A 20,618-nucleotide genomic window follows, 5' to 3' on the forward strand; every position below is an offset into this window, starting at 1 on the left:
GAGGGCAGGTCAATCCTGGTCCGGCTCCAGGGTGAGGCAGACCGAGTTGATGCAGTAGCGCAGATCGGTCGGGGTGCCGTAGCCCTCACCTTCGAAGACATGTCCCAGGTGCGATTCGCAGGCAGCGCAGCGCACCTCGGTGCGGGGCCTGCCCGGGATACTGTCGTCCTGCAGATACACCACTCGATCCTTGGCCAGGGGCGCGAAGAAGCTCGGCCAACCACAGTGTGAGCTGAACTTCTCGGTGCTGCGGAAGAGCTCGGTGCCACAGGCACGGCAGCGGTAGATGCCCGAGGTGGTCGTGTCCGTGTACTCGCCGGTGAAGGCACGTTCGGTGCCCGCCTGACGTAGGACGTAGTACTCCATGTCATCCAGCTGGGCCCGCCACTGCGCCTCGGTCTTGACCACCTTGCCAACGGGCGCCAGATCCTGCCCGGTGCTCGTCTCTTCCGGGGCGCTGGACTCTGCCGGCGTGACTGCCTGATTGGGGCTGTGCTCGCTCATGTGCGTGGGATTCCTCTCCTTGGCCACCAAGAATCTCTTTGGGAAGGCTATCCGGTGGTTCCAAGCCCGCGGGTATGCGCCTGCGCGAGGCTCACCCGGCTAGGCTGACGCCATGGCCAGAACCGCAGTGACCCTCGACGTCGACGGCCAGCCGGTGCGCCTGTCCAGCCCGGACAAGGTCTACTTCCCCGAACTCGGGATCACCAAGCTCGATGTGGCGAACCACGTGCTCACGGTTGGCGACGGGATGCTGTGCGCCCTGCGTCATCGTCCGACGACGATGGAACGCTGGCCCGCTGGCGTCCAGGATGGCCTCACCATCGGAGCCTTGGGACCGGACAAGGGAAATCCCTTCTACCAGAAGCGAGCCCCCCAAGGGCATGCCTGATTGGGTGCAAACGACTGAGGTGACCTATCCATCGGGGCGACGCGCCGCCCAGGTGACTCCCACTCGCCTCGCTGACCTGGTCTGGATGGTGAATCTCGGCACCCTTCGCTTCCACGCCTGGCCGGTGACCGCTCCTTGGGTTGATCTCGTCGACGAGTTGCGCCTGGACCTGGACCCCCAGCCCGGAACCGGTATCAGGGAGGCCGCCCAGGCGGCTCTCGAACTGCGGCGCGTCCTGGCCGAGGCAGGGCTCGAGGCCTGGTGCAAGACCAGCGGTGGCCGCGGCCTGCATGTCTACAGCCCGATCGAGCCCACCGATTTCATCGACGCGCGTCACGCGGCGATCGCGATCGGGCGTGAGTTGGCCCGGCGAATGCCCACCGCGGTCACGACGAAGTGGTGGAAGGAGGAGCGAGGGGAGCGCATCTTCGTGGACTACAACCAGATGGCCCGGGATCGGCTGATGGCAAGTGCCTATTCGATCCGCCCCGTCGCCGGCGCACTGGTTTCCGCACCCCTTCTCTGGGATGAGGTGCCGACCGTCGATCCCACGGCTTTCACCGTCCCGACGATGGGGGAGCGGTGGCGCGAGGTCGGCGATCCGTGGGCGCCGATGTACTCCGCCGCCCCCGGAAGCCTCGGCATCGCTTTGTCCTGGTACGAGCGAGATGCTGCGGCAGGTGAGGGAGAGATGCCCTATCCGCCGGAGTACCCGAAAATGCCGGGCGAGCCGCCACGGGTGCAGCCCAGTCGAGCCCGGGCGGCGCAGGAATCCGCCCAGAGCTGAGCATTGGCCGCGATCGGTCCTTCCAGCCTCCGCACAGGCGCGAGGTGGTCCACAATGACCGGCATGGCAAAGAAGAAGAAGTCCGAAAAGTCGACGGCTGGCAAGGCCAAGCAGACCGGGGCATCGCTGCGTGAACTCCTGCGTCTGCCGCAGGGGCCGGTGGACATGGCGAGTCTTGATGCTCGCGCCACGCCCGGTTACCCGGGCGAGGGCAAGGCGGACGCGGACCAGCATCGCGAGCAGGTGGGGGAGCAGCTCAGCGAGCTGCAGGAACGGCTCTATGCGGCCGGACGGGAGGATGAGAAGGCGCCCAGTGTCCTGGTGATCCTGCAGGGGATGGACACCTCGGGCAAGGGCGGCGTCATCCGGCACGCCATCGGCATGGTTGACCCCCAAGGCGTTCAGTTCACATCCTTCAAGACCCCGACGAAGGAGGAGCGAGAGCACGACTTCCTGTGGCGCATCGAGAAGGCCCTGCCCGAGCCGGGCATGATCGGAATCTTCGATCGATCTCAGTACGAGGACGTGCTGATCGTCCGGGTCGAGGACCTGGTTCCCGCGCAGGAGTGGGAGAAGCGCTACGACATCATCAACAAGTTCGAGGCGGACGTCGTCGCCCGGGGAACGCGCATCATCAAGTGCTTCCTCAATGTCAGCAAGGCTGAGCAGCAGGAGCGCCTGCTGGAGCGGTTGAACAACCCGGAGAAGTACTGGAAGTACAACCCCGGGGATGTGGACGCGCGTCTGCAGTGGGATGAGTACCAGGCGGCCTACGCGGATGCGCTGGAACGTTGTAACACGGATGTGGCGCCCTGGTACGTGGTCCCGGCCGACCGCAAGTGGTACCGCAACTGGGCGGTGGCGCAACTGCTGTTGGAAACGCTCGAGGAGATGGACCTGTCCTGGCCCGAGGCTGATTTCGACGTGGCCGAGGAGATCGAACGGGTCACCGCCGCTTCCTGATGATTGCCGCGAACCAAGCGCGGGTGGGCTCGGATGCAGTAGTGCGTCCGAGCCCACCCGCGTGATGGGCTTCGTGCGATGCGTCGGTTCAGACTGCGTGGCTGATCTGGGTGACCGGCGCCACGTTGGTGTCAGCCGTGACGCCCCGCGGTGCGGCTGCACGGTCAACCGTCTCGTCGAGCAACTCCATTGCCGCGAAGACATAGCGGGCCATCACCAGGTCCAGGATGAACTCGTGGTCTGCCATCGGCTCAGAGACCGCCTCGACGCCGGCGTGCAGTGCCAGCTCTCGCTGACGCTGGAAACTCTCATCGGCACCGATGTAGAAGCTGCCGACGGCGATGTGCCGTCGCCCCTGCGAACGCAGCGTGCTCACGGCTTGACTCACGGACGCCCCGGACCCGTCGTTGACCGCCACGACGCAGGGGAGACGGTGGTGGGCCGACCACTGCCGGGCCCGGCGGGCCAGCAGGGCATTGCCACGGGTGTCGCCCGCCGTGGGCGCCGAGAGGACGAGCCCGTCCAACTCGACGGTGTGCGACTGCCGCAGAGCCTCGCGCAACCGCACGTCAAGCACATTCAACAGATCGGTGGCGGGTCCTACCGGGCGGGACATGGTGATCGCGACACCCGGGTGCGCTGTCTTCACCTGCTCCACCACCAGGGTCGCCTCGTCGGTGGGTTCCACGGCGTGGGTCAGATCCATCGGTACGAAGACCACTTCGCGGACGCCTCGGGCCACCAGGCTGGAGACCACCGCGGCACTGGAGGGGGAACCCTGGTCCAGGAAGGCCAGCGCCACGTCGAGTTCGGGGCGGGCCTGCTGCATCTGGAGCCGAATCGCATGGAGATGGCGGGTCTGCTCGGGCTGGATGGAGCCCTGGGCAAGCAGGACGAGCGCTGGTGCAGTCATCGGGGAGCCTCGTGATTCTCGGGGGTTGGACAGGATCTTGCGGCTCCATTGCCGTGGTGTAACAGTGACCCGCCGACTGGCAGTGCGGCAAGCAGAATCCCAGAGTCTGAGATGGCATCTCACAGGGTGGGCATCAAGGAGGGGGTGAAAGCCCCTAGTCACACGCGAATACTCATTGACTTCAGGCGCCATTCAACTTCCTGTTCACAGCATCGGCGCGCGATGGCCATACATCCGATCGTGGATGCGGGGGAGGGCAGTAGAATCTACTGTTGACAGAAAATTTCTCCGAATGGGCTGGCTGCCTGGCATGAAATATCGCACTTGAGCCAGCATTCAAGTGCCAGAAGGGGAACTTCTTTCCCCGCCCAGGCTGTCCGAGTCCGATGAATGTCAGGCGTCAGGTTCGTACATCCGACCAGTGAGGCCAAGCAGGAGGGCTGTCGGGTCAGTGGACGCAGTCAGGGCCCGGAGTGTGACCTCCGGGCCCTGACTGCAAGAGTGGGCGATACTGGGTTCGAACCAGTGACCTCTTCGGTGTGAACGAAGCGCGCTACCACTGCGCCAATCGCCCTTGCGAAGAGAGACACTAGTGGACCCGAAGCGTGCTGCGCAAATTGATGTCACGATCCAGCTCGGGAGCTGTCAACCAGCCCGTCGCGACGTTGCTGTGGCCATGAGGTGAACCGCGTCGCGGACTCAAGGGTGCGCCCCGGGGGCCGGACTTCGGGTGATGCCCACCACGGGTGGACGGTCGGTGAACTGGGCGTGAATCACCGCCGTGTGACTCTCGATTTGCACAGCCGGAAATCTGTCCGCTAGTGTTCTCAACGCACCGAACGCGGGGCCTACTCGAAAGAGAGGCTGAAGCGGCAGGATTTGATCGGAGAGCAAGTAGCCGATAAGCTCCTCTGGTGCACGGCATGAGGAAGGTCGAAAGGCCAAACTCATGCAATATGCGGACGTGGCTCAGCTGGTAGAGCATCACCTTGCCAAGGTGAGGGTCGCGGGTTCGAATCCCGTCGTCCGCTCGGAGAGGCTCTCGCCCCATCCCGACTGGTGAGGACTCATCTTCACGGTGGAGTGGCCGAGAGGCGAGGCAACGGACTGCAAATCCGTGTACACGGGTTCAAATCCCGTCTCCACCTCGGGCGGTTGGCGCAGTGGTAGCGCGCTTCCCTGACACGGAAGAGGTCACTGGTTCAAACCCAGTATCGCCCACCACTGAGAAGGACCCCGGCATTCGCTGGGGTCCTTCTCGTTTGTGGCGTGCCCGGCCATGCCTCCGGGCCCTGATCTAAGAACAGTGCCCTCTTCTCGACTGGAGGCCCTTGTCATCCGCCTCCGTCGAGTCAAATGCCGACTCCATGGGTGGTCGTACACTCGAACCAGTCATTGGATCAACTTTCCTGATGATCCGCCTCGGGAATCCCCTCCGAGCACGGGATCGGAAACCTGGCGCACTTAGGCTCATGGGCATGCCTCCCCACAAGGCGATGACTTCGCATGCACCGGACTCCCTTGTCGTGTTCATCGACATGGGCATGATGCTCTCCTTCGACCAACTGGCCAGCGCTTTGCGTCAGCTGGGCGTGCGAGTGGTTCACATCAGCTCGGCAACCAATCCGTTGGCCCGTCTCTCCTCCCGCGTCCTCTACGACGAGGGACACCGCTTCAGCAGCACCGACGACCTCGTCGCGGTGCTGGCCTCACTGGACCGAGACCGAATCCTTGACATCCAGTGCCCCGAGTTCATCCTGGCGGAAGTGCTGGAGGCCAGCCGACGTGCTGGCCTCACCGAGCGAGTCCTGCGGATGCTGGAAGAACGTCTGCTGTGGTGCGACAAGTTCGAGGTGTGCCGCCGTCTGGAGGCAGCCAGCATCCCAGCGCCCCGGACCCGACAGCTCATGGGGGCCACCCATCAGGCGGTTGTCGAGGAACTGGGATCGCCATTCATGGTGAAAACGCGCGTTGGCTCCGGAGGCGAGGGGGTCCGCATGGTCGAAAGTGGATCAGAGTATGCCTCGTCGGTGGCAGAGCTCGGCGGCCCCGGCGCGGAGCTGTACGCCGAGGAATTCCTCCCCGGCGAGACGCTCTGCTACGCCGCGGCCTTCGTCGACGGACACTCCGTCGAGAGCACCGTCTATCGGACCGTGCTCGGGCCCCGTACGCATGGTCCTTCCTCTCACATCGAGGTGGTGCGGGACCAGGCTGTCCGCGGGATCGGCGAGAGGGTCGTGGGGCTGCTCCAGGGCACCGGCCTCGTGAACCTTGACCTGGTGCGCGCCGCGGACGGTCAGCCCAAGGTCGTCGACGTCAACCTGCGCGCGTGGCATTCGGTGGCTGCACTGGCTGCCGTCAACCACACCTTCGCCCACAGCTATCTCAACGGGCTGCTGGGTCAGGACCAACCGCCGGTGGGGCCAGGGCTCACTGGGCAGGTGCACGTCTTCCCGGACCAAGGTCCTCTGGCGGCGGGGAGGATCCGGGCGGCGCGCGAATTCCTGGCCGATGCGTGGGGCCAGCGACGGGTGCTACCGCCCCGCTATATCGCCATGCAGACCCTCCTCTTCATCCGCCGACTCATGCGGGAGGGCGGCGCCTCACGCGTCTGACGCTTCCAATCGGGCAGAATGGGGGAGTCCAACCATCGGCCGGCCCCCAGAGGCCGGCCTGCGTTCGTCCCTTGTCTGGGCGCGCGCCCGCCGAAAGGAACCCGCCTGTGCCAGCCAGCATCACCGTCGTCACGTCGCAGGAGCGAGTCGAGCGGGTGATCGAGACCACGACCACAGGGCTGGACCTGTTCGGCGAGGATCGATCCATCGTCGCCATGCACGTCAACGGCGAAACGCTCGACCTCCAGCGCGAGGTCCATGACGGTGACGTCGTCGAACCCGTCCTGATGAGCAGTGATGAGGGCCTCTCCATCGTGCGTCACTCTGCTGGACACGTCACCGCCCAGGCGCTGCAGAATCTCTTCGTCGACGCCAAGCTCGGCATTGGACCGCCCATCACCGACGGCTTCTACTATGACTTCCAGTGCGATCCGCTCACTCCTGAGGACCTCAAGGCCATCGAGAAGAAGGCCACCCAGATCATCAAGGAGAAGCAGCGCTTCGTGCGGCGCGTCGTCTCCGAGGAAGAGGCGCTGGCGGCGGAGGCGCACGAGCCCTTCAAACTGGAGCTGATCCAGGACAAGGGCGGCTCCAATGACGAGGACGGCTCCTCCGTTGAGGTGGGCGGCGCCGAGCTGACCATCTACGACAATGTCCGTCGCGACGGCAGCGTGGCCTGGTATGACCTGTGTCGCGGACCTCACGTTCCGCACACGGGCTACATCAATGCCTTCGCGCTGACCAAGAGTTCCGCTGCCTACTGGCGCGGCGACCAGACCAAGGCCCACCTGCAGCGTGTCTACGGCACCGCATGGGCCACCCGCGATGACCTGAAGGCCTACCAGCACCGTCTGGAGGAGGCGGCCAAGCGGGACCACCGAAAGCTGGGCGCCGAGCTCGACCTGTTCAGCTTCCCGGAGACGCTGGGTGCCGGCCTGCCCGTCTTCCACCCCAAGGGTGGCGTGATCGTGCGCGAGATGGAGGACTACGTCCGCCGGGCCCACATCGACAATGGATTCGTCTACGTGAAGACGCCTCACATCAGCAAGGAGGACCTCTTCTTCACCTCCGGTCATCTCCCGTACTACGCGGAGGGCATGTTCCCCGCGATGGACGACGACGGTACGGCCTACCGCCTCAAGGCCATGAACTGCCCGATGCACAACGAGATCTTCCGCAGCCGTGGCCGTTCCTACCGCGAGCTGCCGCTGCGCCTGTTCGAGTTCGGCACGGTCTACCGCAATGAGAAGTCCGGGGTCCTGCAGGGACTGACCCGCGTGCGCACCATCAGCCAGGACGATTCGCACAGCTATGTGACCCCGGAGCAGGCCCCGGCGGAGATCAAGCACCTGCTCCAGTTCATCCTGAAGCTGCTGCGCGATTTCGGACTGGACGACTTCTACCTGGAGCTGTCCACCCGGGATGAGGACGGCAAGAAGAAGGACAAGTTCATCGGTTCCGACGAGCAGTGGGCCACCGCCACCGAGATCCTGCGCCAGTGCGCGGAGGAGTCCGGTCTGGAATGCGTTCCCGATCCGGGTGGAGCCGCCTTCTACGGCCCGAAGATCTCCATCCAGGCCAAGGACGCCATCGGTCGCACCTGGCAGATGTCCACGATCCAGTACGACTTCAACCAGCCCGAACGCTTCGGTCTGCAGTACACAGCCAGCGATGGCAGCCACCAGCAGCCGGTGATGATCCATTCGGCCAAGTTCGGTTCCATTGAGCGATTCCTCGGCGTGCTCGTCGAACACTATGCGGGGGCCTTCCCGGCATGGCTGAGTCCCACCCAGGTGATCGGCGTCCCGGTGGCGGGGGAGTTCAATGACCACCTCGCCGGTGTCCTGGCCCTGCTGGAGCAGCGCGGTGTGCGCGTGGAGATGGACGCCAGTGATGACCGTTTCCCCAAGAAGATCCGCAATGCCACCAAGTTGAAGGTGCCTTTCATCCTGATCGCCGGCGGTGAGGACCGCGACGCCAATGCGGTCAGCTTCCGCTTCCGCGACGGATCGCAGCGCAACGGGGTGCCGGTGGCCGAGGCGATCGACGAGATCGTCGCCTGGATCGAGTCCCGACGCAATGACAGTCCCACGGCAAGTGCGGTCTCGGACGGCGCGGAGGTCTGATCATGGTGCACGACCAGGGCGGGCCACATTCCGACCCCGTCGTCGAGTTCGCCGAAACGATGGCTGGAGTCCCGGACGCCTTCCAGCGGCTGTGGACGCCGCACCGGATGGCGTACATCAAGGGTGACTCCAAGCCGAAGGACTCATCGACGAAGCAATGCCCCTTCTGTGTGAAGCCGCAGCACGACGATCCCGACGGACTCATCGTCCACCGGGGCAAGCACTGCTTCGTGGTGATGAACCTCTTCCCGTACTCGCCGGGTCACCTGCTCGTGTGCCCCTACCGACACATCTCCTGGTACACCGATGCGAACGATGCGGAGGTGGCAGAGATGGCCGATCTGACCCGCACGGCCATGCGCGTGCTGGGCGAGGTCTCCCACCCGGCCGGATTCAACATCGGCATGAACCAGGGCGAGGTGGCCGGTGCCGGGATCGCGGCGCACCTGCACCAGCACGTCGTGCCTCGGTGGCTGGGCGACTCGAACTTCCTGCCGGTGGTGGGACAGACCCGGGCGGTGCCGCAACTGCTCGCCGACGCCCGGAGTGCGCTGGCCGAGGCGTGGCTCGCGGCGACGGAGGGCTGATCCGGATGGTCGAACGTTTCCGGCAGCTGTACGCCGCCCTGATGACGCCGGCCGCCAAGCTGGCGATCGCGTTGCGCATGACGCCGGACATGGTGACCTGGTTCGGCACGCTGCTCGTCGTGGTGCTGTCGCTGTGGCTGGTTCCCGCTGGCTTGTTGTGGCAAGGAGCCCTGGCGATCACCGTGTGCGTGCTCACCGATGGCGTGGACGGGCAGATGGCGCGGATGACCGGGCGAGGGTCGTCCTACGGCGCCTTCCTGGATTCGACGCTGGACCGCGTGGCCGATGGTGCCATCTTTGGCTCAGTGGCCCTCTGGTATGCCGGCGGCGGCGACTCGGTCCTGTGGAGCGGCGCGGCCATTGCGGCCCTCGTGATGGGCCAGGTCACCAGCTACGCCAAGGCCCGGGGGCTGGCCCTCGGTTTCAAGGTGTGGGGCGGGCTGGCCGCCCGTGGAGACCGCCTGGTGGTGCTGCTGGTCGGCATGCTGCTGGCGGGACTGGAGCTGGACTGGGCCCTGCCCGTGGCCCTGTGCTACCTGGTGGCTGCGAGCACCTGGACGGTTCTGCAGCGGATGGGGCAGGTCAAGCAGCAGGCACGCGAAGCCGAAGCCGCCGGCCGCACGGTGGTGGACCCGCAGGCGACCGTCGCAGCCGAGCACACCGCGGAGCAGCGCCTGCACCGCAAGGGGCGATGAGCAGGTGTCGCGGACCACGGCTGCCCTGGACGCGGTGGGGCGCACACCGGAGGCCGTCTGGCGGCCAGCCGTGCGTCTCGGTGCTTGCGCGGCCGCGCTGAAGCCGCCACGTGGGCTGCGCCAGTGGCAGGCCAATGCCACGACGCTCGCTGGGCACGCACCCGGTGGGGACCTCACCCGTCGGGCCGCACAGAGCTGGGCGCGCAATGTGATGGAGACCGCGCGGCTGGGGCACTGGAGTGAGGAACAGATCCGCTCTGCGGTCCTCGTGGACGAGGATGCGCTGGCCGTCCTGCGCGCTCGTCACCGCCACGGGGGAGCGGTGGTTGCTCTACCGCACATGGGCTCCTGGGATCTGGCGGGTAGCTGGGCCTGCCTCAATGGACTCCCCGTGGCCACCGTCGCGGAGCGACTGCCCGACGACGAGTTCGCCTGGTATGTGGGTGTTCGCAGCCGCCTCGGCATGACGGTGCACGGCCACCGGGACGGTGATGTCCTCGCGCGTCTGACGGCCGACCTCCAGGATGGGCGGATGGTGTGCCTGGTGAGCGACCGCAAGTTGGGCCCCGGAGGCACGCCCGTGCACTGGCCGACCGCCGCGGGCGGAGTGGAGGTCAAGATGCCAGCCGGTGCGGCCCACCTCTCATTGAGCACCGGAGCCACCTTGTTCGGCGTCGCCTGCCACTACGAGGGACCCCGGATGCGGATGGTGATTGGTGACCCCGTGGGGCCCCGCCCCGGGGCCCAGGACCCGGTGCAGGACATGAATCAGCAACTCGCCGACTTCTTCGGCGCCCAAGCCCTGGCGCACCTGCAGGACTGGCACATGATGCAACGCTTCTTTCCGGGGGTGGTGGCCGCATGAACGGTGCGAACCGCCTGCGGGTGGGGATCGTCTGCCCGTACTCCTTCACACGGGCCGGTGGGGTGCAGAACCACGTCATGGGCCTGGCGGGATGGCTGGCCGCCCAGGGGCACCAACCGGCGATCCTGGCTCCCGGCCGGGCAGATCCGGCGGCGCTGCGAGCCGCGGGACTCTGCGAGGACGTCTTCACGACGGCAGGACCCGCCATTCCCTTGGCCTACAACGGGTCCGTGGCCAGGGTCAATGCCAGCCCGCACGCGGCCCTGAAGGTGCGCAACTGGTTGACCCGTGGCGGATTCGACCTCGTGCACCTGCATGAACCGATGACACCGTCGGTTTCCTTGCTGGCCTTGGGGCAGACGCAGCTGCCGGTCGTCGTCACCTTCCACACGGCAACTCCCGGTTCCCTGGCGATGGAGTTCGCCTACCGCGTCCTGCCGCAGGCAGCGGAACGGATCGATGAGGCAATATCCGTCTCCTCCACCGCCGCAGAGGTCTCCGAGCGCTACAGCGGTCTGCGCTCGACCGTGATCGGCAATGGCATCGATGTGGTCGATCATCCCTTGGAAGCCTGTCACGGTCGGTGGCGTGGTGGCGCCCGGCCCACCATCACCTTCATCGGCCGTTACGAAGAGCCTCGCAAGGGCCTCTCCGTGCTGCTGGATGCCCTGCCAGACATCAGGGACCACTATCCGGACCTGAGGGTGCTCGTCGTTGGTCACGGGGCTGCGCGGGATGTGCCCGGAGTGGACTTCCTCGGCGCCCTGGACGATGCGGGCCGCAATCGGGTGCTCGCGAACAGTGACTGCTATGTGGCCCCCCAGCTGGGTCGCGAGAGCTTCGGCATCGTGTTGCTGGAGGCGATGGCCTCGGGGGCCCCGGTGGTTGCCTCTGACCTGGCTGCCTTCCGCGAGGTGGTCACCGACGAGTCGGGGCCCATCGCGCACCTGTTCACGCCCGGCAGTCCGCAGGACTGCGCGCGTGCCGTGCTGGCGAGTCTCGCCGAACCGCGTGACCTGCACCTGGAGCGCGGCAGGCGCCGCGCGGAAGCCTTCGACTGGCAGGTCCTGGGTCCCCGTATCGAAGAGGTCTACCAGCAAGCCATCGTGGAGGCGCCTGCGCGCCCCGCCAACCACGGGTTGGCGCGCCACGCCTTCCTGGACGACATGCCCACACAGCTGGCCCGGCACTCCCGAACCCGGCAGCCAAGGGGTCTGGTTCCCGGCAGCCGACGTTCTCGAAGATCACCTAGGCTGGGCCCGTGAGTGCGGACGATGCGATGCGCGGCGGATCCGAGGGAGCCAGCTACGACACCGATCGCGTCCTCACCCTGCCCAATGCGCTGAGCTTCCTGCGTCTGCTCGGGGTTCCACTCTTCGTGTGGTTGATCCTGGGCCCGCATTCCGATCGGTGGGCCGTGCTTCTGCTCATGGCCGCGGGATTCAGCGACTGGCTGGACGGCCACTTGGCCCGAGCTTGGCACCAGACCTCACGGGTGGGGCAGATGCTGGATCCGATCGCTGATCGGCTCTACATCGGTTCAACCCTGATCTGCCTGGCTATCCGGGACATCATCCCGTGGTGGCTGGTGGTCCTGCTGGTGGCGCGAGACCTGCTCTTGGTGTGCCTGGTGCCCCTGCTGCGCACCAGGGGCTATACGAGTCTTCCGGTACACCTGATCGGCAAGGCAGCCACCTTCTGTCTGCTCTACGCCTTCCCACTGGTCCTGTTGGGCGCGGGGGGCACGGCATGGGCACTGGCGGCCCGTGTCTCCGGCTGGTCCTTTGCCATCTGGGGCACCGCGCTCTACTGGTGGGCGGGACTGCTCTATGTGCGACAGACCTGGCACCTGATGCAGGGGCCGCGGGTGTCTCGCTCCGGCAGGATCGGCTGACATGTCGGAGCCACTGCGCCGACCCGACGCGAGCATGGACCTGCTCACCAACCTCCAGCGCACTGCACTGGATCCCGAATACCTGTCGGTGCGTCGTGATGGGCGCACCCCTGCACCACGACCCGGACTGCGACTGGTCGGGCTGGCCATGGCCGCATGTCTCCTGGCCATCGCCGCACTCCAGACGAATCGGCACGCACCCGAGGCCCAGGCCGAACGAAACGATCTGGTGAACCGGATCCAGGCGGCCGAACGGGAACAGGACGTCTTGCGCCATCGCGTCACTCAACTGGATGACGAGGTGGGTCGGCTCAGGACGGACGCACTTCCGGTCCAGGACGAGCAGACCCGGCAGCTTGCCGCAATGGCCGGAATGGAGCCGGTCGTTGGGCCCGGCATCGTGGTGGTCGTGGACGACGCCCCCGAACTCGTGGGCAGTGACGCCGCGCGGGTCACCGACCAGGATCTTCGAAGACTCGTGAACGGTCTCTGGACGGCGGGCGCAGAAGCCGTGGCCGTCAACGGGCACCGGATCACGGTCCGCACGGCGATCCGTTCCGCAGGCTCCGCCATCACCGTGGACTATCGTTCCCTCAACCACCCCTACCGGGTCGAGGCCGTCGGTGATCCCCGCAGTCTGGGTTCGGCTCTCGCAGAATCCGACGGGGGACACTGGTGGACATTCCTCAAGGACAACTATCGCCTGTCCTATGAGGTGACCGTGTCCGACGAGCTGCGGCTCAAGGCCGACCCCGGGCTGGGAACCGGGGTAGCCCGGGCACAACGGTGAGGCGGCCGAGCATGGGACTGGGCCGCCGGGGGTTGGACTGCCGGGGGTTGGACGGCGGGGGAACAAGCGGGGACGCATTGGAAGGGGCATGACGATGATCGCAATTCTGGGGCTGTTGGCCGGGATCGCCATCGGCTTCTGGCTGGAGCCCACACTGCCGACGGCCTTGCAGCCCTACCTGCCCATCGCGATCGTCGCGGCCCTGGACGCGCTGTTCGGCGCGCTGCGCGCGTATCTCGAGGGAACCTTCGCGGACAAGGTCTTCCTGGTGAGTTTCGTGTCCAATGTGCTGATCTCCGCCATGATCGTGTGGATCGGTGACCTGATCGGGGTGGGCTCCCAGCTTTCCACTGCCGTCGTGGTGGTGCTGGGGATCCGGATCTTCACGAATTCGGCCGCCATCCGCAGAGCCCTGATCCATGCCTGAGATGAGTGGGCCTGAGATGAGTGGGCCCGAGACGAGTGGCCGGGACACGGCGCGCCGTCCCCGGCGCCACCCAGGAGGCCAGCGTCACCGCCCCGACCCCATGACGAGTCGCGCAGCGCGCAGGCGCGCACGGCTGGAGGCCAGCACCCGGGCCGGCGAGTCGCGTTCCGGTGAGCGCACGGTCGGCGAGCACGGGATTGATGAGCCCGCAAGGACCCGGCCGGAGCGTCTGCGGGCCGAGTATCCCGCTTGGGACCGGATCCTGGGCGACTTCTTCCGGCCCAGTTCCGGCCAGCTCATGATGGCCCTGGTCCTGTGTCTGGTGGGCATCCTGACCGTGATGCAGGTCCGGGCGAAGGGGGCGGACGACACCTACTCCTCGATGCGGCGCTCCGACCTGGTTCAGTTGCTGGACCAGCTGAATGCAGAACAGGCCCGTCTGTCCCAACAGGCGAGCACTCTGGAGAAGACCAGGGAGCAACTCGCCACCGGTGCTGATGCCCGCAGGGTTGCGGCCGCGGAGAACCAGAAGCGACTTGACCAGCTCGGCATCATCGCGGGGACTGTGGCGGCCAGTGGGCCCGGCGTTCGCATCACGATCGTCGATCCGCAGGGCAAAGTGGGTCCCGAGCTGATGCTCGACGCGGTGGAGGAACTCCGTGACGCCGGTGCGGAAGCAATCGAGGTCAACGACTCTGTCCGTGTGGTGGCCAGCACCTGGTTCGGGCGCCGGGGAGACTCACTGGTCGTCGACGGGACGGCAGTCCATCCGCCGTACACGCTCGACGTCATCGGCGATGAGCATGCCCTCGAGGAGGGCGCGAGATTCCGGGGCGGCCTGGTGAGTCAGGTCCAGGCTGAACAGGTGGGGGGACACGTCCTCATCAGCCGGCTGGAACAGGTCCAGGTCACAACGCTCCACCAGCCCCGGACCCCCGACTTCGCCAAGCCCGCCTGAGCCCCTACGCCATGCGGTCGCCCAGAGCGCGTTAGGCTAAGTTCGCCAGCCCCGGAAATGGTCCGGGAGACCTTGTGAAGGAGCCTTTGCCATGACCCGTTTTCCCGAGGACCTCAAGTACAGCGAAGAGCACGAGTGGGTGCGTGCGGGCAATGGGAGCACCGTCCGTATCGGGATCACCGACTATGCCGCGGAGGCTCTGGGGGACATTGTCTATGTCTCGCTTCCCACGGTCGGGGAAGAGGTGGCTGCGGGTGACTCCTGCGGAGAGCTGGAGAGCACCAAGAGTGTCTCGGACGTCTTCTCCCCGGTTGCCGGGGTGGTGACAGCCGTGAACGACGTCCTGGCCGATTCCCCTGAGACGGTCAACGGAGATCCCTACGGGGATGGTTGGCTGTACGAGGTGGAACTGTCCGCCGAGTCCGATGTCGATGACCTGATGGACTCCGACGCGTACGCAGAACTCGTCGGCGAGTGATGCTGCGGGCGACACGCCCGAACTGACAGAATGTGGGGAAGGCCACCGGCCAGTGTCCGGTCGGTCATGGTGGATCCCCCGCGGGCCCAGGACCCCTGGACAACTGGGCCCGTGCACGTCCCCGGTGTGACAAATGAGCTTGGGTGCATGATCGAGGGACATGCACCCTGCAGATGGAGAGCAGATCAATGGTCGAATGCCCCCGATGCGGAACGCCGCTCGCAGCTGACGCGAACTTCTGTTCGAACTGTGGTGAGCGCCTGGCGCCCGATGCCGCCCCTGGTGGCGACAGCACGCGCATGATCCCGGTCGTGACCGAGAACACCGGTAGCCTCGAGCTCGGTGCAGATGACCTGGCCGCCGTCAACGCCCTGCCCGCCGAGCACGCCCTGCTGATCGTCGAGCGTGGCCCCGGTGCCGGAGCTCGCTACCTGCTCGACAACGATGAGGTCACCGTTGGCCGCCATCCCGACTCGGACATCTTCCTCGACGACATCACCGTGTCCCGCCACCACGTGAAGTTCACGCTGGTCGACGGCAACTGGCATGTCGCGGACCAGAACAGCCTCAACGGAACCTACGTGAACCGCACGCTGGTTGACGGCCAGGCGATGCTTCGTCAGGGTGACGAGGTGCAGATCGGCAAGTTCCGGATGATCTTCTTCGTGAGCGAGCCTGGTCTGCGCTGATGCCACAGCCGCACCGTTCGATCGGCCAGGTGCTGGCGGTCGTCAAACCTGAGTTCCCCGATGTCTCGATCTCCAAGATCCGATTCCTCGAGAGCGAAGGGCTCCTGTCGCCCGAGCGTGCCCCCTCCGGCTACCGCAGGTACTCTCAGGGTGACATCGACCGACTCCGCTACATCCTCCGGGTACAGCGCGACCACTACCTGCCGCTCAAGGTGATCCGGGAGCATCTGGACCTGATGGATCGCGGTGAGCAGCCGCCCAATCTGGAGGCGCCTGCATCCGCGGCCGCGGCCGACGCTCCTGTCGTGGGCGTCCCCTTGCAGCCGACCACCGATGCAGCCGCCCCGGAGCGTTCGCAGTCGGCCACGCGCAAGCCACTGCGACTGACCCGTCGAGAGCTCCTCTCGGCCTCTGGCCTGAGCGAAGCGGTCCTGATCGACCTCGAGCGTCAGCAATTGGTCACCACCCGCAGGCAGTCCAGCTTCTACGGCCGGGAGGCGCTGACGATTTGTGTGGTGGCGCGCAAGCTCCAGCTCTACGGCATGGACTCGCGTCACCTCAGGGCCATCAAGCAGTCGGCAGAGCGGGAGGCCGGCCTGGTTGAACAGGCCGTCCAGCCCTTCCTCCGTCGGCCGAGCGCGGAGGCCGCCGAGGCAGCCCGCGAGGTCACGCAACTCGTGGTCCACGCGCACGCCGCGATGATGCATTCGCTCATCCAGCGCTGAAGTCTCGCGAACCGACGCGACGAGGTGCTGGGGCACGGCTCGTCGACCACGCGTTAGGCTGAGGCCATGCGGGAACTAGACGTGCTCGGTGTACGTGTCGACCAACCGTCCAATGCGCCCATCCTCCTCCTGCAGGAGTCTGGCGGGGTGCGCGTGCTCCCGATCTGGATCGGGGCAGGTGAGGCGGCCATGATCGCCAATGCGATGGAGGGCCTCCAGCCGCCCCGGCCACTGACCCATGACCTGTTCGTCGAAGTGCTCAGCAGACTCGGCCATGAGGATGTCCAGGCGCGGATCACGGAGATGCGCGACGGAGTCTTCCTGGCGGAGCTCGAGGTGGACGGCCACGTGGTCTCGGCTCGTCCCTCGGATGTCGTGGCACTGGCAGTTCGCAGTCGTCTGGTGATCACCGCGCCCGAGTCACTGCTCGAGGAGGTGGGGGTGGTGCTGGACGAACCCGGCCAGGACGAGGTGGAGCGATTCAGACAGTTCCTGGATGCGGTCAACCCGGATGACTTCGAAGCGTCATAACCACTTGTCAGCCGCCACACTCAACCCGGGCTTCACCCCTTGCCCTGATCAAAACACCTAGTCACGGCAAGTTTCAAGGTCTTCCTGAGAGTCGCGACGGGCTTCGGCGTGTTCTTTGCCGAGCCGTCGCCACAGCGATTACCGTCATGACCACGGCCACGGAGGCCCGGGCGAAACCGATCGCCCGATCGGGGAGAAGGGGCAGGACGTGCAGGAACAGTCGAGCGAGCACACCACCGCCGTGCCTGCGTCCCAGGAGGCACTCTTCGACGGCGACTTCTCCCCGCTGCCAGAGGACCTCGGCTTCCGGGGCCCCGTCGCCTGCAAGGCAGCCGGCATCACCTACCGGCAGCTCGACTACTGGGCCCGCACCAATCTGGTCACCCCCCAGATCCGAGGGGCCGAGGGGTCCGGCACCCAACGGCTGTACTCCTTCCGCGACGTGCTGCTGCTCAAGGTGATCAAGCGCCTCATCGACGCAGGCATCTCACTCCAGCAGATCCGCATCGCCATCGAGCACCTGCGCCAGCGCGGCGTCGAGGACCTGACACAGGTGACCTTGATGAGCGACGGCGTCTCGGTCTACGAGTGCACCTCTGACAATGAAGTCGTCGACCTGTTGCGGGGCGGTCAGGGGATGTTTGCCATCGCGCTGGGCGGTGTGTGGCGCGACATCGAAGGGACGCTGAGCGTCCTGCCCACGGAACGAGCGGAGGAGACGCCGTCCTCCGCCTCTCAGACCGCCGAATCCGTCCGCCCTGTTCTCCGGGCAGTGTGATCCAGCCGCTAGTGTGACCTCATGGTCACGCAGCCTTCCGCACATCTGTTCAGCAACCGCCACATCGGTCCCGACACCACCGAAGAGCACGAGATGTTGGCCCTGCTGGGCCTGTCCGAACTTGATGATCTCGTAGCGGCGCTGCCCGAGGAGATCCGTCACGATGGTGAGCTCGACCTCCCGCCGGCCCTGACCGAGCAGGAGGTGCTGAGCGAGCTGCGCACGCTGTCCGAACGCAACCGCCCCCGACGCGCCATGATCGGCATGGGCTACCACGGCACGATCACTCCCGCCGTGGTGCGGCGCAATGTGTTGGAGGACCCCACCTGGTACACGGCGTACACGCCCTACCAGCCCGAGATCAGCCAAGGCCGTCTGGAAGCCCTTCTCAACTTCCAGACCCTGGTGAGTGACTTGACCGGGCTGCCGACGGCCGGCTCCTCGCTGCTCGATGAGGCGACGGCAGTGGCGGAGGCCGTCGGCGTGGCCCGTCGAACCACTCGCAAGGGCAATGTGGTGCTGCTCGACGCGGATCTGCTCCCGCAGTCCGCAGCTGTTGTCCGCACGCGAGCCCTGGCTCTGGGCTGGCAGGTCGTGGAGGCCCAGGACCTGGTGCAGGGGCTGCAGCAGCACGAGGCCTTCGCCGTCGTGGTGCAGGTTCCCGGCACATCCGGCCTCGTTCGGCCGGTGGAGGAGCTGACCTCCATTGCCGAGAAGGCCCACGAGAACAACGCCACGGTCATTGCCGCCGCAGACCTGCTGGCACTCACCCGCCTGGAATCCCCTGGATCCTGGGGTGCAGACATCGCCGTCGGTTCCAGCCAGCGCCTGGGCGTTCCGCTCTTCTACGGTGGCCCGCACGCCGGCTACATCAGCGTCCGCGAAGGACTGGAGCGCTCGCTGCCCGGCCGTCTCGTGGGTGTCTCGGTGGATGCGGACGGAACCCCCGCCTACCGACTGGCCCTGCAGACACGCGAACAACACATCCGTCGAGAGAAGGCCACCAGCAACATTTGCACGGCACAGGTGCTGCTGGCGGTCACGGCGTCGATGTATGCCGTCTATCACGGCCCCGACGGGCTGCGGTCGATCGCGGACACCATCCATGGCCGGACCCGGATGCTGGCGGCGGCCCTGGACAATGCTGGCCTGGAACTGGCCGGGGAACACTTCTTCGACACACTGACCGTTGCCGTGCCGCGTCGCGCCACGCAACTCGTTGCGCAGGCGCGGGAGCGGGGTGTGCATCTGCGCCTGGTGGACGACGACCACCTGGGCATCAGCATCGGTGAGGACACGGAGATCACCGACCTCGAGGCCGTCGCGGAGGTGCTGGGTGCCACCCTGGACGAGCGGCAGGGACTGGGTGACCTTGCAGACCACGACCGTGAAGAGGACTACCTCCTGCACCCGGTCTTCAACAGCTACCACTCCGAAACGCTGATGCTGCGCTACCTCCGCGCGCTCAGCGACCGCGACTTCGCGCTGGACAAGGGGATGATCCCGCTCGGGTCCTGCACGATGAAACTCAACGCCGCCGCCGAGATGGAGCCGATCAGCTACCCGGGATTCGCCAATCTGCACCCCTTTGCCCCCGCCGAGGACGCCCGCGGCTATGAAGAGCTGGTGGACCGGCTGTGCCGGTGGCTGGAGGTGATCACGGGCTATGACCGGGTGAGTCTGCAGCCCAATGCCGGCTCCGCGGGCGAGTTCGCGGGTCTGATGGCGATCCGCAGCTACCACCTGGCCAATGGCGACGATCAGCGCACGATCTGCCTGATTCCGGCATCGGCACATGGCACGAATGCTGCCAGCGCCGCCATGGCCGGCATGAAGGTGGTTGTGGTCAAGAGCTTGGATGACGGCTCGATCGACATGGATGACCTGCGTGCCAAGGTGGACAAGCACGCTCAGGAATTGGCGGCCATCATGGTCACCTACCCGTCCACCCACGGAGTCTATGAGGACACGATCGGGGAGCTCGCCCGCCTGGTGCACGAGGCTGGGGGACAGGTCTATGTCGACGGCGCCAACATGAATGCACTGGCGGGACTGGCCCGGCCTGGCCAGTTCGGCGGCGACGTGAGTCACCTGAACCTGCACAAGACCTTCGCCATCCCGCACGGAGGCGGCGGTCCCGGCGTCGGGCCGGTGGCGGTGCGCGAGCACCTGGCTCCGTACCTCCCCAACCACCCCCTGGTTCCCCAGGCCGGTCCGGCGACCTCCTACGGGCCGGTGGCAGCTGCACCTTACGGATCGGCCGGGGTGCTGCCCATCTCGTATGCCTACATCGCGATGATGGGTTCCGAGGGATTGCGTCGAGCCACGCTGACCGCGGTGCTCGGCGCCAACTACATCGGCAAGCGCCTGGCCGGTCACTACCCGGTGCTCTACACGGGTGCCGACGGTCGAGTGGCCCACGAGTGCATCCTCGACCTGCGGCCCATCACCAAGACAAGCCACATCAGCGTCGACGACGTGGCCAAGCGCTTGGTTGACTACGGCTTCCACGCCCCGACGATGAGCTTCCCGGTGGCCGGGACGCTGATGGTGGAGCCCACCGAGAGCGAGAGCAAGTACGAGCTGGACCGCTTCTGTGACGCGATGATCCGCATCCGCGAGGAGATTGCCAAGGTGGAGTCGGGGGAGTGGGACGTGCAGGACAACCCCCTGGTCAATGCACCCCACACCCTGGCCCGGGTGACTGCCGACGAGTGGACCCACCCCTACAGCCGTACCGAGGCTGCCTTCCCGGCGGGTCGTCACGTTGGTCCGATCGCGGGCTCCGGACAGGACAAGTACTGGCCGGCCGTGGCCCGCATCGACGGGGTCTACGGCGACCGCAATCTGGTCTGCTCCTGCCCCCCGATCGAGGAATTCCAGGACTGATGCCCGGCACCGTGCG

At 66.3% G+C, this 20,618-nt stretch carries 21 protein-coding genes and 4 tRNA genes; 22 read left to right on the forward strand and 3 right to left on the reverse strand.

Translation table 11 applies throughout. The annotated features are described in order from the left end of the window. Window positions 1-9: 9 nt before the first annotated feature. Window positions 10-504, reverse strand: coding sequence for a peptide-methionine (R)-S-oxide reductase MsrB (gene msrB / locus ACTQ49_RS08605; protein ID WP_441827434.1), 495 nt, complete (start codon window positions 502-504; stop codon window positions 10-12). A 112-nt stretch (window positions 505-616) separates the two neighbouring features. Here msrB and ligD point away from each other — a divergent pair, with 112 nt between their 5' ends. The 3 genes from ligD to ACTQ49_RS08620 all read left to right on the forward strand — a co-directional run bounded on the left by ligD (window position 617) and on the right by ACTQ49_RS08620 (window position 2,642). Continuing rightward, complete coding sequence (gene ligD, locus ACTQ49_RS08610) at window positions 617-892, forward strand: non-homologous end-joining DNA ligase LigD (RefSeq protein WP_441827435.1); 276 nt, start codon at window positions 617-619, stop codon at window positions 890-892. A 4-nt stretch (window positions 893-896) separates the two neighbouring features. Beyond that, window positions 897-1,679 (forward strand): DNA polymerase domain-containing protein, encoded by a 783-nt coding sequence (locus ACTQ49_RS08615; RefSeq protein WP_441827436.1) that lies wholly within the window; start codon window positions 897-899, stop codon window positions 1,677-1,679. A 165-nt stretch (window positions 1,680-1,844) separates the two neighbouring features. Then, a complete protein-coding gene (locus ACTQ49_RS08620) occupies window positions 1,845-2,642 on the forward strand; it encodes a PPK2 family polyphosphate kinase (RefSeq protein ID WP_441827490.1) in 798 nt (265 codons plus the stop codon). A gap of 88 nt (window positions 2,643-2,730) precedes the next feature. On the opposite strand, the gene ACTQ49_RS08625 is transcribed toward ACTQ49_RS08620, so the two are convergent. Both ACTQ49_RS08625 and ACTQ49_RS08630 read right to left on the reverse strand, forming a co-directional pair. Beyond that, window positions 2,731-3,555: a sirohydrochlorin chelatase gene (locus ACTQ49_RS08625; protein ID WP_441827437.1), complete on the reverse strand. Its 825-nt coding sequence runs from the start codon at window positions 3,553-3,555 to the stop codon at window positions 2,731-2,733. A 502-nt stretch (window positions 3,556-4,057) separates the two neighbouring features. Continuing rightward, window positions 4,058-4,129 (reverse strand) — tRNA-Val (locus tag ACTQ49_RS08630). A 384-nt stretch (window positions 4,130-4,513) separates the two neighbouring features. Between ACTQ49_RS08630 and ACTQ49_RS08635 the strand changes: the two genes are divergently transcribed. From ACTQ49_RS08635 to gcvP, 19 genes are all read left to right on the forward strand, one after another. Continuing rightward, window positions 4,514-4,586: transfer RNA gene (locus ACTQ49_RS08635), tRNA-Gly, on the forward strand. 46 nt (window positions 4,587-4,632) lie between these two features. After that, a tRNA-Cys gene (locus ACTQ49_RS08640) sits at window positions 4,633-4,703 on the forward strand. A gap of 1 nt (window position 4,704) precedes the next feature. Further along, a tRNA-Val gene (locus tag ACTQ49_RS08645) sits at window positions 4,705-4,779 on the forward strand. A gap of 254 nt (window positions 4,780-5,033) precedes the next feature. Beyond that, window positions 5,034-6,170 carry an ATP-grasp domain-containing protein gene (locus ACTQ49_RS08650; protein WP_441827438.1) on the forward strand — a complete coding sequence of 379 codons (1,137 nt, stop codon included), beginning with the start codon at window positions 5,034-5,036 and terminating at the stop codon, window positions 6,168-6,170. 107 nt (window positions 6,171-6,277) lie between these two features. Next, the gene (gene thrS, locus ACTQ49_RS08655) at window positions 6,278-8,296 is read left to right on the forward strand and encodes a threonine--tRNA ligase (protein WP_441827439.1); all 2,019 of its coding nucleotides are present in this window, start codon (window positions 6,278-6,280) and stop codon (window positions 8,294-8,296) included. Between the two features lie 2 nt (window positions 8,297-8,298). After that, entirely contained in the window at window positions 8,299-8,883 is a 585-nt protein-coding gene (locus ACTQ49_RS08660; protein WP_441827440.1) for an HIT family protein, read from the forward strand. Window positions 8,884-8,888: 5 nt separating this feature from the next. Beyond that, the gene (gene pgsA / locus ACTQ49_RS08665; RefSeq protein ID WP_441827441.1) at window positions 8,889-9,578 is read left to right on the forward strand and encodes a phosphatidylinositol phosphate synthase; all 690 of its coding nucleotides are present in this window, start codon (window positions 8,889-8,891) and stop codon (window positions 9,576-9,578) included. A gap of 4 nt (window positions 9,579-9,582) precedes the next feature. Next, a complete protein-coding gene (locus tag ACTQ49_RS08670; protein ID WP_441827442.1) occupies window positions 9,583-10,443 on the forward strand; it encodes an LpxL/LpxP family acyltransferase in 861 nt (286 codons plus the stop codon). Continuing rightward, window positions 10,440-11,708, forward strand: coding sequence for a glycosyltransferase family 4 protein (locus ACTQ49_RS08675; protein ID WP_441827443.1), 1,269 nt, complete (start codon window positions 10,440-10,442; stop codon window positions 11,706-11,708). Before ACTQ49_RS08670 ends, ACTQ49_RS08675 begins: the two co-directional genes overlap by 4 nt. Window positions 11,709-11,722: 14 nt before the next feature. Further along, a complete protein-coding gene (locus tag ACTQ49_RS08680; protein WP_441827491.1) occupies window positions 11,723-12,337 on the forward strand; it encodes a CDP-alcohol phosphatidyltransferase family protein in 615 nt (204 codons plus the stop codon). Window position 12,338: 1 nt separating this feature from the next. After that, window positions 12,339-13,127, forward strand: coding sequence for a DUF881 domain-containing protein (locus tag ACTQ49_RS08685; protein ID WP_441827444.1), 789 nt, complete (start codon window positions 12,339-12,341; stop codon window positions 13,125-13,127). Window positions 13,128-13,221: 94 nt separating this feature from the next. Next, window positions 13,222-13,554 carry a small basic family protein gene (locus ACTQ49_RS08690; RefSeq protein ID WP_441827492.1) on the forward strand — a complete coding sequence of 111 codons (333 nt, stop codon included), beginning with the start codon at window positions 13,222-13,224 and terminating at the stop codon, window positions 13,552-13,554. A gap of 100 nt (window positions 13,555-13,654) precedes the next feature. Continuing rightward, a complete protein-coding gene (locus tag ACTQ49_RS08695; RefSeq protein WP_441827445.1) occupies window positions 13,655-14,512 on the forward strand; it encodes a DUF881 domain-containing protein in 858 nt (285 codons plus the stop codon). A 91-nt stretch (window positions 14,513-14,603) separates the two neighbouring features. Further along, the gene (gene gcvH, locus ACTQ49_RS08700; RefSeq protein ID WP_441827446.1) at window positions 14,604-14,990 is read left to right on the forward strand and encodes a glycine cleavage system protein GcvH; all 387 of its coding nucleotides are present in this window, start codon (window positions 14,604-14,606) and stop codon (window positions 14,988-14,990) included. A gap of 188 nt (window positions 14,991-15,178) precedes the next feature. Then, window positions 15,179-15,679, forward strand: coding sequence for an FHA domain-containing protein (locus tag ACTQ49_RS08705; protein WP_441827447.1), 501 nt, complete (start codon window positions 15,179-15,181; stop codon window positions 15,677-15,679). Beyond that, window positions 15,679-16,404, forward strand: coding sequence for a transcriptional regulator FtsR (ftsR, locus tag ACTQ49_RS08710; protein WP_441827448.1), 726 nt, complete (start codon window positions 15,679-15,681; stop codon window positions 16,402-16,404). The genes ACTQ49_RS08705 and ftsR overlap by 1 nt, the downstream gene beginning before the upstream one ends. A 66-nt stretch (window positions 16,405-16,470) precedes the next feature. Further along, window positions 16,471-16,935, forward strand: a complete 465-nt coding sequence (locus ACTQ49_RS08715) for a bifunctional nuclease family protein (RefSeq protein ID WP_441827449.1) — start codon at window positions 16,471-16,473, stop codon at window positions 16,933-16,935. 208 nt (window positions 16,936-17,143) lie between these two features. Beyond that, window positions 17,144-17,713, forward strand: coding sequence for a MerR family transcriptional regulator (locus ACTQ49_RS08720; RefSeq protein ID WP_441827450.1), 570 nt, complete (start codon window positions 17,144-17,146; stop codon window positions 17,711-17,713). 21 nt (window positions 17,714-17,734) lie between these two features. Next, a complete protein-coding gene (gcvP, locus tag ACTQ49_RS08725) occupies window positions 17,735-20,602 on the forward strand; it encodes an aminomethyl-transferring glycine dehydrogenase (protein WP_441827451.1) in 2,868 nt (955 codons plus the stop codon). The last annotated feature ends 16 nt before the right edge of the window (window positions 20,603-20,618 follow it).

Origin of the sequence: Luteococcus sp. Sow4_B9 (assembly GCF_052116585.1) — a bacterium.
GTDB lineage: Bacteria > Actinomycetota > Actinomycetes > Propionibacteriales > Propionibacteriaceae > Luteococcus.